General features: G+C 70.5%; 17 protein-coding genes and 1 pseudogene. 7 read left to right on the top strand and 11 right to left on the bottom strand.

Going from position 1 to position 14423, the window contains the following annotated elements:
- The first annotated feature begins 10 nt into the window (after window positions 1-10).
- Window positions 11-259 (top strand): acyl carrier protein, encoded by a 249-nt coding sequence (locus J0695_RS01130; protein ID WP_206959204.1) that lies wholly within the window; start codon window positions 11-13, stop codon window positions 257-259.
- On the top strand, window positions 256-1461 hold the full coding sequence (locus tag J0695_RS01125; protein WP_206959202.1) for a beta-ketoacyl-[acyl-carrier-protein] synthase family protein: 1206 nt from the start codon (window positions 256-258) through the stop codon (window positions 1459-1461). Before J0695_RS01130 ends, J0695_RS01125 begins: the two co-directional genes overlap by 4 nt.
- Before the next feature lie 31 nt (window positions 1462-1492).
- Here the strand turns inward: J0695_RS01125 and J0695_RS01120 are convergent, their stop codons facing one another.
- Window positions 1493-2287 carry a GDSL-type esterase/lipase family protein gene (locus J0695_RS01120; RefSeq protein WP_206959200.1) on the bottom strand — a complete coding sequence of 265 codons (795 nt, stop codon included), beginning with the start codon at window positions 2285-2287 and terminating at the stop codon, window positions 1493-1495.
- 43 nt (window positions 2288-2330) lie between these two features.
- Complete coding sequence (locus tag J0695_RS01115) at window positions 2331-2939, bottom strand: acyltransferase (RefSeq protein WP_307798345.1); 609 nt, start codon at window positions 2937-2939, stop codon at window positions 2331-2333.
- A gap of 459 nt (window positions 2940-3398) precedes the next feature.
- Between J0695_RS01115 and J0695_RS01110 the strand changes: the two genes are divergently transcribed.
- Window positions 3399-3785, top strand: coding sequence for a hypothetical protein (locus J0695_RS01110; RefSeq protein ID WP_242552064.1), 387 nt, complete (start codon window positions 3399-3401; stop codon window positions 3783-3785).
- Here the strand turns inward: J0695_RS01110 and J0695_RS43605 are convergent.
- The 4 genes and pseudogenes from J0695_RS43605 to J0695_RS01090 form a co-directional block, all read right to left on the bottom strand.
- Window positions 3725-3937 (bottom strand): annotated as a pseudogene (locus tag J0695_RS43605) (chaplin); the annotation flags it as partial. The gene J0695_RS01110 and the pseudogene J0695_RS43605 sit on opposite strands and share 61 nt — an antisense overlap.
- Entirely contained in the window at window positions 3915-4607 is a 693-nt protein-coding gene (locus J0695_RS01100; RefSeq protein ID WP_307798343.1) for a M15 family metallopeptidase, read from the bottom strand. The pseudogene J0695_RS43605 and the gene J0695_RS01100, both read right to left, overlap by 23 nt.
- A 119-nt stretch (window positions 4608-4726) precedes the next feature.
- Window positions 4727-5536: a phytanoyl-CoA dioxygenase family protein gene (locus tag J0695_RS01095; protein ID WP_206959198.1), complete on the bottom strand. Its 810-nt coding sequence runs from the start codon at window positions 5534-5536 to the stop codon at window positions 4727-4729.
- Between the two features lie 98 nt (window positions 5537-5634).
- Entirely contained in the window at window positions 5635-6219 is a 585-nt protein-coding gene (locus tag J0695_RS01090) for a TetR family transcriptional regulator (RefSeq protein WP_206959189.1), read from the bottom strand.
- 93 nt (window positions 6220-6312) lie between these two features.
- Here J0695_RS01090 and J0695_RS01085 point away from each other — a divergent pair, with 93 nt between their 5' ends.
- Window positions 6313-7236, top strand: a complete 924-nt coding sequence (locus tag J0695_RS01085) for an SDR family oxidoreductase (protein WP_206959187.1) — start codon at window positions 6313-6315, stop codon at window positions 7234-7236.
- A gap of 48 nt (window positions 7237-7284) precedes the next feature.
- On the opposite strand, the gene J0695_RS01080 is transcribed toward J0695_RS01085, so the two are convergent.
- Together J0695_RS01080 and J0695_RS01075 are read right to left on the bottom strand one after the other, a co-directional pair.
- Window positions 7285-8109 (bottom strand): alpha/beta fold hydrolase, encoded by an 825-nt coding sequence (locus tag J0695_RS01080; RefSeq protein ID WP_206959180.1) that lies wholly within the window; start codon window positions 8107-8109, stop codon window positions 7285-7287.
- 86 nt (window positions 8110-8195) lie between these two features.
- Window positions 8196-10085 carry an ABC transporter ATP-binding protein gene (locus tag J0695_RS01075; RefSeq protein WP_206959172.1) on the bottom strand — a complete coding sequence of 630 codons (1890 nt, stop codon included), beginning with the start codon at window positions 10083-10085 and terminating at the stop codon, window positions 8196-8198.
- Window positions 10086-10237: 152 nt separating this feature from the next.
- Here J0695_RS01075 and J0695_RS01070 point away from each other — a divergent pair, with 152 nt between their 5' ends.
- Complete coding sequence (locus tag J0695_RS01070) at window positions 10238-10660, top strand: DUF350 domain-containing protein (RefSeq protein ID WP_206959170.1); 423 nt, start codon at window positions 10238-10240, stop codon at window positions 10658-10660.
- A 15-nt stretch (window positions 10661-10675) separates the two neighbouring features.
- On the opposite strand, the gene J0695_RS01065 is transcribed toward J0695_RS01070, so the two are convergent.
- Window positions 10676-11209 carry a DoxX family membrane protein gene (locus J0695_RS01065; RefSeq protein ID WP_206959168.1) on the bottom strand — a complete coding sequence of 178 codons (534 nt, stop codon included), beginning with the start codon at window positions 11207-11209 and terminating at the stop codon, window positions 10676-10678.
- A 156-nt stretch (window positions 11210-11365) separates the two neighbouring features.
- On the opposite strand from J0695_RS01065, the gene J0695_RS01060 reads away from it, so the two are divergent.
- Window positions 11366-11815 carry a nitroreductase family deazaflavin-dependent oxidoreductase gene (locus J0695_RS01060; protein ID WP_206959166.1) on the top strand — a complete coding sequence of 150 codons (450 nt, stop codon included), beginning with the start codon at window positions 11366-11368 and terminating at the stop codon, window positions 11813-11815.
- A 10-nt stretch (window positions 11816-11825) separates the two neighbouring features.
- Window positions 11826-12512 (top strand): endonuclease V, encoded by a 687-nt coding sequence (locus J0695_RS01055; RefSeq protein WP_206959164.1) that lies wholly within the window; start codon window positions 11826-11828, stop codon window positions 12510-12512.
- 41 nt (window positions 12513-12553) lie between these two features.
- Here J0695_RS01055 and J0695_RS01050 read toward each other — a convergent pair whose 3' ends face one another.
- Window positions 12554-13252: a nucleotidyltransferase domain-containing protein gene (locus J0695_RS01050; RefSeq protein ID WP_206959162.1), complete on the bottom strand. Its 699-nt coding sequence runs from the start codon at window positions 13250-13252 to the stop codon at window positions 12554-12556.
- Between the two features lie 24 nt (window positions 13253-13276).
- Window positions 13277-14380, bottom strand: a complete 1104-nt coding sequence (locus J0695_RS01045) for an ROK family transcriptional regulator (protein ID WP_206959160.1) — start codon at window positions 14378-14380, stop codon at window positions 13277-13279.
- Window positions 14381-14423 lie beyond the last annotated feature (43 nt).

Here is a 14423-nt window from a genome sequence, read left to right as displayed (position 1 = left end):
AAAGGTCACCATGGGTACTTCTGCGTCACCTGCGACCGCGGATCTGATCACTGGCCTGCTCGTCGGCAAGTTCGAGGTCGACCCGGCCGCCATCCGGGCCGATGCCCACATGGCCGAGCTGCTCGCCGACTCGCTGATGGTCGTCGAAATGGCCATCACGCTCAAGGACGACCTGGGTGTCAGCGCCACCGAGGACGAGCTGCGCGAGCTCACCTTCGCCGAGTTCTCCGCCCGCGTCGACGAGCGCCGCGCCGGATGACACGCGACACCGCCGTCGTGGTGACCGGCCTCGGGCTGGTCACCGCGGGAGGGCCCGATACGGAGAGCACCTGGGCCGCGATCCGCGACGGTCGCGCGACCGCCCGGCCCGACCCGCAACTGCGGGACCTGCAGGTCTCCCTGAGCTGCCGAGTCGACGCCGTGGACGAACTTCGACCGCGGCAGCCCGGCGCCGCGCACCTGGACCCCGGCGCCCGGATGGGCCTGGCCGCCGTCGCCCAGGCCCTGGAGTCGGCCAAGCTCGACCCCGCCGAGTGGGACCCGGCTCGCGTCGCCGTCGTCACCGGCTGCTCGCTCGGTGGAATGCACACGCAGCAGGCCGCCGCGATGCGCCTTGCCGCCGACGGGCCGCAGAGCGTCTCCCCGTACTTTCTGACCGGCTATCTGCCCAACATGGTGTGTGCCGCCATCGCCCTGCACCTCGGCGTGACCGGGCCGAGCCTCAACGTCGCGACAGCGTGCGCCTCGGGGGCCACCGCTCTCGGTACGGCCCGCGACCTGCTCGCCTCGGGTCAGTGCGACATCGCCGTTGTCTGCGGTGCCGACGCGGCCGTCACGCCACTCGTGGTGACGGGCTTCGCGCAGCTCCGCGCCTTGTCCGACCAGGCCTCCCGTCCGTTCGACGCTGCCCGCGACGGCTTCGTCATCGCCGAGGGCGCGGGGGCCCTGATCCTGGAGCGGCCGGAGTACGCGACCGCCCGCTCGGCCCCCCGGCTCGCCCGGTTCATCGGCTACGGGGCGAGCAGCGACGCCCACCACATGGTGGCCCCGCACCCCGAAGGGCGTCACGCCGAACGGGCACTGCGCGCCGCGCTCGCCGAGGCGGGGATCGCACCCGGCGACGTCGGACACGTCAGCGCACACGGCACTTCCACCCCGCGCGGCGACGCGATGGAGGCTGCGGTCCTGGCCCGGGTCTTCCCGCACCGGCCGCCCGTCACCTCCGCCAAGGGGGCCCTGGGCCACACGCTCGGTGCGGCCGGCGCCATCGAGGCCGCCCTCACGGTCCTGGCGCTGCGCGCCGACCTCGTACCACCCACAGCAGGGCTGACCGACCCGGATCCGGCGCTCGACATCGACGTGGTCGCCGGCCGTGCCCGGCCCGTGACCTCGACTGTCGCCGTCAGCAACTCCTTCGGCTTCGGCGGCCACAACGCGGTCGTCGTCCTGGCCCGCGACTGACGAGCGGCCGGGCCCCACACCCACGGAGAGTTCACCGACCGGCGTCCTCGGCGGTGTCGATGTGTACCGGGGCCTTCGCCTCCGGCCGGATGTCGTCCAGTACCGGGTACGGGCGCGGGTACATGCCGCCGATCTGGAAGCGCTGCGCGAGAACGTCGGAGAACGCGGCGGCGATACGCACCTCGCCGTTCGGGTTGGGGTGGGTGTCGTCCCAGGTGTGCTCGGCGGCCACGAACTCCACCGCGGTGTCGGCGACCTCGATCGGTGAGATGGGCCTGCGCAGCTCGGCGGCGACCGCGCGGATGCGGTCGTTGCACTTGCTGACGCGTTTGGCGAATGCGAAGTCCTCAGTGGCCCGGGCGGTCTCCAGGATGGTGCCGAGGATCAGGCGCACCGCGTGGTGCCCGCTGCGGGCGTTGCCGATGAACTCCCGCAGGTTCGTCTCGAACTCGTCGGGGTCCGTGTCGTACCAGACGAGGTCGTTGATACCCAGCAGGACGAGGACGAAGTCGGGCCGGTATGTCTCGACGTACTCCTGGATGGTGGTCTTCGCCACGACGTAGGGCTGGCCCCACTTCGCGGCGTGGTCACGGTCGAACTCGGAGTCGGCGTAGGTCTCGTCACCGTCGCCGACCTCTTCGGTACGGATGTTGTCCAGGGTCTTGTACGGACCGACGAAGTCCACGTCGAGCCCGAAGGTCCGCAGGTGTTTCCAGAACCGGTAGCGCCAGGTCCAGTCGCCACTGCTGCCGTGACTGATCGAGTCACCGACGATCATCAGGGACACTTCGACGACACCGGGGTTGTCGTAGTCGACAGACGTCATGACAAGTACTCCTGCTGTGAGGGCTCTTGAGGACCGAGCGGTGTCAGGCGACGGGGGCGGCGCTGACGCTTTGCCAGCCGAGGTCGGGGTCATAGCGGCGAACGATCCGCGCCGGCACCCCCGCGATGACGCAGTGGTCGGGGAACTGGCCGCGTACCACCGCGCCACCGGCGACCACACAGTTGGCGCCGACGATGACGCCCGGCAGAATGACGGCGCCGGTGCCGATCCAGCTGCCGTCGCCGATGGAGACCGGGACGTTCTGCGGCCACTGGCCGCCGATGGGCTTGTCGGGGTCGGCGTAGGTGTGGTTCTGGTCGGTGATGTAGGCGTAGGGGGCGATGAACACGTCGTCACCGATGCGGATCGAGCTGTGCCCGACGATGTGGCTGCCCCGGCCGATCGCACAACGCTTCCCGATGTCCACCACAAGGCCGGTGCCGAGATCCTGGCCGGGCACGAAGCCGGCCGAGAGCGAGACCTGCGCCCCGATCAGAGTGCCGTCGCCGATCGCGATCCACGGCTCACCGAAGATCGCGCCGGAGGGGAAGGCGATACAGGCGTGGTCCCCGAAATGGGCGAAACGCAGCCCCGCCGGGCTGTCCTTGCTGATCCGGCCGTATTCCTGGGCTGCGGTCCAGGCACGGTTCACCGCCGTACAGGCAACGCGCCGTATGCGGCCGGACAATCGGATCCGTCGGTGGAGCACCGCACCCAGTGGGAAATCGCGCATGCCCTCAGCTTCGATCGCCTGACATCGGCGCGCAAAGCGATCCGGTTCCTCACGGCGCCGCACGGCGGCGGCGTACCCCTCCGCATACCGGCCTGGGGCGCAGTATCAAGGGTCTGCGGCCCCGTAAACGCATCGTCCCCGGTAGCCCGATCGAATGATGTCGCTCTGCCCAGGAACCCGGGCCGACACGCAGCACTCCCCTGATGCCCTCGCAGGCCGCCGTCGCATTGGCGACGGCCGAAACGCATCTGCTGTTACGCGGGCAGCAGGCCGTCGCGTATTTGCCGACCACCCGGCTTAAGGGCAACGTGGCGATTGCTGCGCTCGAACAGTGCCCCGCCGATGCGGCGCTGCTCCGTATTGCCTTGCCGTCGTCTGTTGCATCGTCCGCCAGTCCGTCCCCGACGCCACCCCGAGCGAGACTCGCTGCCGAACATCGCAGTCGGCCGCCACCCCGTCCCGGACCACCCGACCCTGTACGCGCTGACCGACCAGCGGCGTGACGGGCAGGGCCGCACCACCAGGGCCGTCGAGATGCTGCGCAAGGCCGGCCACCGGGTCGATGTGAGCGCCGCATTCGACCCCTCGCCGGCATCGGTTACCGCTCCCGCCCGTGACCGGCTCCCGCGCACAGATCCACCAGACGTCGCGTTCGCCGAGCATCCGCAGCTCGGCATCCTCGCGGCCGCCAGTGCCAACGCCACGGTGTCGATGCACCGATCCGATCTCCAGGTCGCGATGGAGCCCACCTTGCCCACGGTGTAGCCGATCGTCGCGTGCACCGGGCCCTGAACGAGATTGCCGGAGTGCACCCCGGGCGAACCGACAGCCGCACCCTGGGCCCCCGAGTCGGGCGACGCCGCCGACACACCCGCGAGCACGGTGAAAGCGCGGTCAGCGACCGTTCGCGGAAAAATGCTGGTAGTCCGGTGCCCACCAGCGCCCGCCCCATTTCCAGCCCACGGCATGCATGGCCGTAGTGATGACGTCCCCGGTACGGATCATGCCCTTCGCCTTGCGCCTGCGGTCGAGATAGGCGGCGCCTGAGGCAGGGTAGACGCGCCCGTATCTGTCGACATAGGGATTCTCCCGTGTGTTGATGTCCACGGCGTTGCCGAAGGAATGCTGGGAGCGGCGGGTCGGATCCCCGGTGACAGCACGGCAGTTGAAGGCCGAGGTGTTGTCGGCATTCATCGCGGCGGTGTCGCTGCCACCGTACTTGGCCATGGGCCGCATCCGTCGGATGGGGAAATGGGCGGCGAATGCCCGGCCGAACACGTACATGAGTGGGCGCACGGCCTGCTTGCCGACGACGAGCTCGCCCGTGTGGATCCTGCCGTCGAATCCCCAGTGGTTCATCCGGATGAGCCGCAGCCCCCGAGGATTCACCGGGCAGCCCCGATGCCAGCTGCGGCCCAGATTCGTCTGGGAGACGGTCGTGACGTGGGCGGTGAAGGCGGGAGCCGGCACTCGGTGCGCGGCGGCGGCGGGCGCAGCGACGCAGCCGACGAGCAGGGCTGCGATCGCTGCCGAGAGGCCGATGAGCGTGCGGGGACGTCGCCTCTGAGAGGGGCGTGTTGTGGTCACCGGGCAGGTATAACCCGAAGCTCGTCTCGTATTGCGGATCGCATCATCCTGACGAGTGTCTTTCGCCCGATTGCTGGCCCGTGGACTGTCTCCTCCGACTTCCTGCCTGTGTCCGGGGGTCAGTAGGTCCGTGCGTCGTCGGTGGTGCCCAGGCCGAGCCGTACCGCACGTTCGACGGGCGAGTACGCACCGTCTTGGCGGTCGAGGTCGAGCAGGCCCGTCGGCAGCAGAGGCGGCTGGGCGATGAACCGAGGGACGGTGCCCCGGTTGGGCTGAGCGGCGTGGATCAGGAACGGGTGGCAGAGATAGACGTCGCCGGCGCGACCGGTGGCCAGGGCGACGGGCCGTTCCGGTGAGTCGAGCTCCCCCGCAGCGTCCATGGACCGGCAGAGCGTGAAGAATTCGACACCTCGCTCACCGGCGGGCTCCAGGAACGCCGGGACGTCCAGGTGCGAGCCCACCTTGATCCGGGTGGGGCCATGGTCGGCGTCGATGTCGGAGAAGAGGAACAGCATCAGCAGGGCGCGGCCGCGCGAACGGAGGTTGATCCAGGTTCCCGTCTCACCATCGGGGCTGAAGCCGGCGTCCAGGTGCCATCCTGCGTCGCCCGGGTCGTCCGGGTGGGGGAAGCGGATGGGGAAGGTGCCCAGGCCGGCTCTCGGTGCCCACCTGCCCGCGCCGACAAGTTGGTCCATGGCCTGGTGCAGGCGCGGGGTCGTGGCCGCGCGCTGGAACGGCTCGGTTGCGTAGCCGCTGAGCCTGATGACCGGGTGCTGCCAGGTTGCGGGGTCATCCGGGTCGAGCCCGGTCTCGCGCCACAGGAATGCCCGGCACTCTTCGGCGACCGAGCGAGGGAACGCCCCTGGGAGACGCACGAAGCCGTCAGTGACGAACCGCTCAATCTCGTCTGCTGTCAGGACTGTTGGCATTCGCCAGATTCTCGGCGGGCTTCCGAAGACGCGCAACTGGATTACAGCCGCACCGGATCGCTGAGCATGAATGCCGGGGCGGGGACCATACGGGTGATTCAGTTCTTACGCCGCCCCGCGCCCGCAGCTACCGCCTTGAGTTCTTCGAGCGACTCCCGCAGGAAATCCGCCAGCGTGTGCTCCCCGTTGCCGCCGACCCAGCCCTCGAAGCCGACCTTGAACACAGCGATGCCCGCCTCGGCGGTGAGACTCGCCGCCTGGTCGTCGACACCGCGCCGCCGCAGCGTGGCGGCGAGCGCGGCGGACAGCGACGCGAGCTTGATCAGCTCGCGCTCGCGCAGCTCCGCACTGGCCGCGATGACGGCCTGACGCTGCCGTGAATGCTCATGGCGCTCCAGAAAGACAGCGTCGGCGACGGTCTCCAGCGTCGAGGCCATCGCGTCGATCGGCGCGGCCGATTCCGGGATGTCGGCGAGGGTGTTCACGAAGAGCTCCTGCAACAGATGCGCACCCCCGAAGAGCACCTCGCGCTTGTCGGCATAGTGCCGGAAGAACGTCCGCTCGGTGAGCCCGGCGCGTTCCGCGATCTGGGCGGCGGTCGTCTGCTCGAATCCGCGCTCGCTGTAAAGGTCCAGCGCCGCCTGTTCGAGGCGCCCGCGCGCGTTCGGCTGCCATCTGCTCATGCCCGGATCCTACGCGATGACAGTGACTGACATTGCATGTTACGGTCGATGACAGTGACTGACATGGCCTCTCCTTACCCGGAGGTTCTCCTCATGCGTGTATTCGTCACCGGCGCGTCCGGCTGGATCGGTTCAGCAGTCGTTCCGGAACTCATCGGCGCCGGCCACCAGGTCGTCGGGCTCGCCCGCTCGGACGCCTCGGCCGCTGCCCTCGCCGAGGCCGGCGCCGAGGTGCGCCACGGCACGATCGACGATCTCGACACGCTGCGCAGCGCGGCTGCCGAGTCCGACGGCGTGATCCACCTCGCCTTCAAGCACGACATCGCATTCAGCGGCGGCTTCGAGGCCGCCGCCGAAGCCGACCGGCGTGCCATCGACACATTCGGCGAGGCGCTCGCAGGCTCCGACCGCCCGTTCCTCATCGCCTCAGGGACGCTCGGGCTGACTCCGGGGCGGTTCGCCACCGAACAGGACGGCCAGGCGTCCACCCCGCTCGGCGCCCATATGCCCGCGGGCCCGGCCAAGCGGCTGGCCAACGCGCAGGCGACGGTCGCCCTCGCGGACCGCGGCGTCCGCTCGTCCGTCGTACGGCTCCCTCCGACCGTGTACGGCGACGGGGATCACGGCTTCCTCTCCACCGTGGTCGCCATCGCCCGTGAGAAGGGTGTCTCCGGCTACATCGGCGAGGGCGCCAACCGCTGGCCCGCCGTGCACCGTACCGATGCCGCGCACCTCTTCCGTCTGGCGCTGGAAGGCGCCCCGGCCGGCTCCTCGCTGCACGCGATCGCGGACGAGGGCGTGCCGATCCGTGCCGTCGCCGAAGTGATCGGACGGCACCTCGGCCTGCCCGTCGCCTCCATCTCCCCCGACGACGCGCCCGCGCACTTCACCTGGCTGGCCGCCTACTTCGGCATGGACAGCCCGGTCTCCAGCGCGTACACCCGCGAACTGCTGGGGTGGCAGCCGACCCGGCCCGGGCTTATCGACGACCTCGACAAGGGCCACTACTTCACCTGAGAGCAATCGATCAGCGGACGCCGGCCCACGCTGCCGACGGCTCCGGCGTCATGCCCGTCCGGGGCCGTCCGCCAGTACCTTCCGCAGCACGTCGGCGAACTCCACCGGCCCGGGGATGAAGCCGCCGTGGTCGCCGGGGAACTCGACCGGCGGCCTGCCGAGCAGTCCGGCCAGGGCGTTGGAGGTACGGAAGGTGTCGAGACTGCCCGAGCCTTCTCCGATGCCGACCTCGACCCTGGCGGGACCGGCCTTCAGCGCGTCGATGTCGGCCAGGTAGAGGCTGGTGGCCTTCAGTTCATGGCCGAAGAAGCGGGCGCTGTTGGCGAGATCCTGCAGGGAGGGCTCGTCCGGCGCCTGCGCGGGGGCGCCGTCGGCGTCGTCCTCGAATCCCGCGCCGGTCATGAACTTCTTCCACGCCGACTGGAGCCCCTCCCGGTGGAAGGTGTCGACCAGGTCGTCGACCTTGGCACGCTGTTCGGCGGCGTCGGGGAGGAGTTCGAGCAGGGGCGGTTCGTGTGCGACGAGCGTCCGCACCCGCCCGGGGTGCCGGGTGACCAGCGCGAGGCCGGTCACCGCGCCGCCGCTGCTGCCGAACACGTCGGCCGATTCGGCTCCGAGCGCGTCCAGCAGAGCGGCGACGTCGTCCGCCCGCAGGTCGGGGGTGGACTCCTGCTCCGGGTCGTCGAGGACGCTGCCCGAGATGCCGCGCGGGTCGTGCGTGACGACCGTGTGGTCGTTCGCGAGTGCGTCGGCCAGCGGCGCGAAGGCCGACGCGTCCATGGGCGCTCCCATGATCAGCAGCAGCGGCCCTGTGCCGCGGACCTCGTAGTGCAGGCGGGCGCCGGGAACCTCAAGGGTGTGGACGGTGGTCATGAGAGCAGGTCCTTCCGTACGTGGGCGTCCGCGTCAGCGGTTTGAAGGTAGGACTCCGGCGCCCCGGAAAACTCATCGCTCTTCGGTCATCCCGCCACCTCCGCGGTCTCTGTTCCCGGCCGCTCGAACTGGGTCCGGTACAGCTCCTCGTACCGGCCACCGACCGCGAGGAGCTCGGTGTGGGTGCCCCGTTCGACGACCTGGCCCTCCTCGATGACGAGGATCAGGTCGGCGGCCCGCACGGTCGAGAGCCTGTGGGCGATGACGATCGCGGTCCTGTCCGCCAGCGCCTCCCCCAGCGCCTCCTGGACCGCGGCCTCGGAGGTCGAGTCCAGATGGGCGGTTGCCTCGTCGAGGATCACGACGCGCTGACGGGCGAGGAGGAGCCTGGCGATGGTCAGCCGCTGGCGTTCGCCGCCCGAGAGCCGGTAACCGCGCTCGCCGACGACGGTGTCGAGACCGTCGGGCAACGAGGCGACGAGGCCGTCCAGACGCGAGCGGCGCAGAGCGTCCCAGACCTCGGCCTCAGTCGCCTCCGGCCTGGCGAGCAGCAGGTTGGCACGTACCGATTCGTGGAACAGGTGGCCGTCCTGGGTGACCATGCCGAGGGTGGCGCGTACGGAGTCCGCGGTGAGGTCGCGTACGTCGATGCCGCCCAGGCGTACGGACCCGGCGTCGGTGTCGTAGAGGCGCGGCAGCAGTTGGGCGATGGTCGACTTGCCGGCGCCGGATGATCCGACGAGGGCGATCATCTGTCCGGGTTCGGCGCGGAAGGAGACCCCGTGCAGGACCTCGGTGCCGCCACGCGAGTCGAGGGTGGCGACCTCTTCGAGGGAGGCGAGGGAGACCTTGTCGGCGGACGGGTAGCCGAAGCGCACATCGTCGAACTCCACGGAGACGGGCCCCTCGGGGACCGTTCGCGCGTCCGGCTTCTCGGCGATGAGCGGCTTCAGGTCGAGGATCTCGAAGACCCGCTCGAAGCTGACGAGGGCGCTCATGACCTCCACACGGGCGCCGGCCAGCGAGGTGAGCGGGGCGTACAGCCGGGTGAGCAGAAGGGCGAGCGCGACGACCGCGCCGGGCTCCAACTGGCCGCGCAGCGCGTAGAAACCACCCAGTCCGTAGACCAGCGCGAGGGCGAGGGCCGAGACGAGGGTGAGCGCGGTGATGAACACCGACTGCGCCATGGCGGTACGCACTCCGATGTCACGCACCCTGCTGGCCCGTGCGGCGAACTCGGCGGACTCGTCGGCAGGTCGCCCGAAGAGCTTCACGAGGGTCGCGCCGGGAGCCGAGAACCGCTCCGTCATCTGCGTGCCCATGGCCGCGTTGTGGCCGGCCGCCTCGCGCTGGAGGTGTGCCATACGGGAGCCGGTACGGCGGGCGGGGATCACGAAGACCGGCAGAAGGACCAGGGCGAGCAGGGTGATCTGCCAGGAGATGGAGAGCATCACCGCGACCGTCAGGAGCAGTGTGACGACATTGCCGACGACTCCCGACAGGGTGCTGCTGAAGGCCCGCTGGGCGCCGATCACATCATTGTTCAGCCGGCTCACCAGTGCTCCGGTGCGGGTCCGGGTGAAGAACGCGACCGGCATGCGCTGTACGTGGTCGAAGACCGCGGTCCGCAGATCGAGGATCAGCCCCTCGCCGAGCGTCGAGGAGAGCCAGCGGGTCAGCACCCCGATCGCCGCCTCGACGAGGGCGATCCCGGCGATCAGCAGGGCGAGTGCGGTGACCGTGCCCGAGGCTTTTCCCTTGACGATCGCGTCGACAACCCGGCCCGAAAGAACGGGAGTTGCGACCGCGAGCAGCGCCATGACCACACTGAGCAGCAGGAACTGCACCACTTGGGTACGGTGCGGACGGGCGAACGCGGCGATCCGGCGCAGGGTCGCGCGGGAGAAGGGCCGTTTTTCCTGCTGTGCGTTCATCACGCTGTGCAGTGATGTCCATGCGGTGGCTTCCATGCTCACGTCGTGCCTCCATGGGTTCTGGTGAGGGACAACGTGAACGCTAAAACCTCAACCAAGATCGAGGTCAAGCACATACCTCTCGCGGCAGGGGTGCGATAGGTTTTGCGCTTCCTTGACCTGATCAACTTTCACGTGCGGAGAACGATCTCACCATGAACGACATCGTCAACGGACTTGGCCGCGCCGCCGCCTACGGAGCCCTGGGCGTAGTGCTGTTGGTCCTCGGCATCTTCCTGGTGGACGCCCTGACGCCGGGCAAGCTCGGCCGTCAGATCTGGGAGGACCGCAACCGCAACGCGGCCACTCTCCTCAGTTCCGCCCTGCTCTCCATAGGCGGGATCGTGTTCACGTCGATCTGGACGACGTACGACGACTTCGGCAAGGGCCTCGCGTCGACCGCCGCGTTCGGGGTGCTCGGCCTGGTGATGATGGCGCTTGCGTTCTTCGTCGTCGACCTCGTCACCCCGGGGAAGCTGGGCGCGACCCTCGTCGACCCCGAGCCGCACCCCGCGGTGTGGGTCACGGCCTCCTGCAACATCGCGGTGGCGGCGGTCATCGCGGCGTCCATCGCCTGACGGGCACCGGGAGGGTTACGTCTCCGCCCCGTCGTCCTGGGCGGCGCGCTGTGCCTTGTTCCGCCTGCCCACCACGACAGCGGCCGCGAGCGCGCTGCCCGCGAAGGCCAGCGCGACGGTCCACGGCCGGTCGAAGACATGATCCGTCGCGTGGTCGACGGAGTAGCGGCCCGCACCGGCCACCCCGATGGCGGCCGCGGTGAAGCCGAGGAAGGCGGGGTACTCGTAGCCCCCGCCGTGGGCGAAGAACCCGGCGGGCGCGTGGACCGCCACCGCCCCCGCCATCGTTCCGGCGGCCGCGGCGCCCGCGGCCGGGGTGGCGAGCCCGAGCAGCAGCAGCGCCCCGCCGCCCGCCTCGCCGAGCCCGGAGGCGAGCGCGCTCTGCTTTCCTGGCCTGAACCCCATCTGCTCCATCGCCGCGGCGGTGCCCTCGATGCCCCCGCCGCCGAACCAGCCCAGCAGTTTCTGCGCCCCGTGCGCCATCAGCACCCCGCCGGTGCCGGCCCGGAGCACGAGCAGGCCGAGGTCACGCCGGTTGATACAGGTCATCGCGGTCTCCAGGTGAGCGGCTGCGGACGTAACCTCTCCACTCTCCGTGCGCGAGGCGCCCGCCCACACCGGTGCTGGGCCATTCGGGCGAGGATGAATTCCCCTCTCCGCTACGTTGAGCCATCGTCAGTACCAATCGACGAAGGGACCACTGCCATGCCTCTCGAAGGCGAGTACGTACCGAGCCCGACCTCGTGGGTACGCGAGCAGGTCGAGCGGATCGAGAAGTCCGGCGGCGCCGAGGGCATGACCATGCGTGGCATGTCGGTCATCCTGCTGACCACCCGCGGGGCGAAGAGCGGCAAGCTCCGCAAGTCGCCGCTGATGCGCGTCGAGCACGACGGAACCTATGCCGCGGTGGCCTCGCTGGGCGGCGCGCCCAAACACCCCGTCTGGTACCACAACGTCGTGGCCGACCCCCGGGTCGAGCTCCAGGACGGCACCGTACGACAGGACATGACGGCCCGTGAGGTGACCGGCGACGAGAAGGCCCTGTGGTGGGAGCGTGCGGTCGCTGCGTTCCCCGACTACGCCGGCTACCAGAAGAAGACGGACCGGCAGATCCCCGTCTTCGTACTGGAGCCCGCAAAGCAGCCGCACTCGTAGGCTGTTGGTCATGGACACCCCCACCGACGAAGCCGCCGCCCGTGCGATCCAGGACCGACTCCGCACCCGGGTGGTGCTGGACGAGACCGGACCGCCTCCCGGAACGGGCCTGGTCACGGGTGTCGACGTGGCGTACGACGACGAGCGGAACATCGTCGCGGCCGCGGCGGTCGTCCTCGACGCGGCCACGCTCGCCGTCGTCGAGGAGGCCACCGCGGTGGGCCAGGTGGCCTTTCCGTACGTCCCCGGGCTGCTCGCCTTCCGCGAGATCCCCACGGTCCTGGCCGCACTGGAGCAACTGACGTCAGGCCCCGGCCTGGTGGTCTGCGACGGCTACGGCCAGGCGCACCCCCGCCGCTTCGGGCTGGCCAGCCATCTGGGCGTGCTCACCGGGCTGCCGGTGATCGGCGTCGCCAAGAACCCCTTCACCTTCACCTACGCGCAGCCGGGCACCCGGCGCGGCGACTCCTCGCCGCTGCTCGCCGACGGGGGCGACGTGGTCGGCCGCGCGCTGCGCACCCAGGAGTCCGTCAAGCCGGTCTATGTCTCGGTCGGCCACCGGGTGAGCCTCGACAACGCCTGCGCCCACACCCTGCACCTCGCCTCCGCCTACCGCCTGCCGGAGACGACCCGTCGCGCGGACGCCCTCTGCCGGAGGGCGCTGCGCGAGGCGACCTTGGCGGTTCCGGGTTCCTAGGGTCTTCGTGTACGAGGGGGAAGCGGCATGCCGCCGCCCCCTCAGCCGCGTCGGAACCCTTCCCAGAACCGTCCGCCGACCAGGGCCAGCACCTCGTCGACGAGGGCGACCAGCGCGTCCGTACGGCCGTCGAGCGCCTCGCGCACCGTGCGGTGCATGTCACCGGAGAACCCGGGCCGCACCGCGTCGGTGCGCCGGGCGAGCCACTTGCCGCCGCCCAGCCACGCACCCTGCGAGAGCAGCAGCAACCGGCCCGTGTTCCGGGCGATGTCGCCGACGATGCACAGCCGTTCGCCGGGGTCGGTGCAGCCGGCCAGATCGTCCAGCAGGTCGGTGAGACGGTAGCGCTCGACCTCCAGCTCCTCCACCGTCACCGCCGGCGGCCCCGCCGCCACCAGGCGTGCGGCTTCCGCCGCCAGGAGCGCACCCCCTCCGTCCCGGTCGAAGAGCAACTCGCCCTCGGCGCACATGAACAGCAGCGGTGAGCGGCGCAGCGGTATCTCCCGGTCCACGAATCCGCGCCAGCGCGCTTCGGTGTGGGAGAACAGTTCCACCGGCCACGGCCCGTACCAGAAGCTCTCCCGGTACACGTCCGGATCGCCGTCCGGGAGCAGTACCACGATGTCCAGGTCCGAGCGGTCCGTGCGCCGCGCGGTCAGCACACTGCCGCCGAGGAAGGCCGCACGGGCAGCGGGATGACGTTCTTCGACCACGGCGCGGGCCGCTTCACCGGGATTCATGGTCCGCAAGGGTACGGCCCGGCCTCAGCCCCGGGAAGCCACCTCGAAGAGCTGCTTCTCCACCTCGTCCAGGGCGAGGCGCACGGCGCCGAGCGCCACCGACCGGTCCCCCAGCGTGGAGGCGACGACCTCCACCGGGAAGAGGACCAGGCCGTCGAGTCTGCTGCGCAGGGGGTCGAGAAGCAGGTCGCCCGCCCGGGCCACCCCGCCGCCGACGACGACCAGTTCGGGGTCGAGCGCGAGGACCATCGCCGCGACGCCCTGCACCAGGTCGTCCGCGTACTGCTCCAGGATGCGCAGGGCGCGCGGGTCCCTTTCGCGTACGGCGGCGAAGAGCGCTTCGGCGTCGCCCTGCCCCTCGCCGGTCCAGCCGAGCAGCCGGGCGGGGGCGGTGTGCCAGCGCGAGGCGGGCAGATTGCCGATCTCGCCCGCGGCGCCGCGGCGCCCCGCGTGCACCTTGGCGTCGATGAGCATGCCCGCGGAGATCCCGCGTCCGGCGTGGATGTAGAGCACGTCGCGTGCCGCGGCGGCCGCGCCCTTCCAGTGCTCGCCCAGGGCGGCGAGCTTGGAGTCGTTGCCCACCACGACAGGGGCATCGAAGGGCTCCGCCAGGGCCGCACAGAGATCGGTGCCCGCCCAGTCGGGGAGGAGCGCGCTGAGCGTCACCTTGCCCGAGGCGTCGACGATGCCGGTCGTGCCGATGCCCACGGCCCGCACCTCGGCGGTCGTACGGTCGCATCCGCGCAGCGCCCGGCGGCCCAGGACCCGTGCGGCGGCGATGCGTTCGGCGCCGGGGAGCCCGGGGGTGACCGCGGTGTGGCGTACGCCGAGGACCTCGCCCTTGAGGTCCGTGACGACCGCGCGGACCGTGTGCACACCGATGTCGAGTCCCAGTACGCATCCCGCCTCCGCGCGGAAGCGGTAGCGCTTGGCGGGGCGGCCGACCTGGCGGGGGCCGTCGGCGTCGGGGGCCACCTCCTCGACCCAGGATTGCTCGGTCAGTCCGGCGAGCGCGTTCTCCACGGTGGCCCGGGTGACGGCTGTCGACTGGACGAGCTCGGTGAGGGTGAGACTCTGCGCTTCGTACAACACCCGTAGTACGGCGGCCGCGTTGAGACGGCGCAGCAAGGAGGAATCCCCTCCGGCAACGGTCACGATCGTGCTCGACCCC

This window comes from Streptomyces beijiangensis (assembly GCF_017315755.1).
In the GTDB taxonomy this organism is placed as follows: Bacteria; Actinomycetota; Actinomycetes; order Streptomycetales; family Streptomycetaceae; genus Streptomyces; species Streptomyces beijiangensis.
The sequence above is the reverse complement of the archived record's forward strand: the minus strand, read 5'-3'. Positions and strand labels throughout refer to the sequence as shown.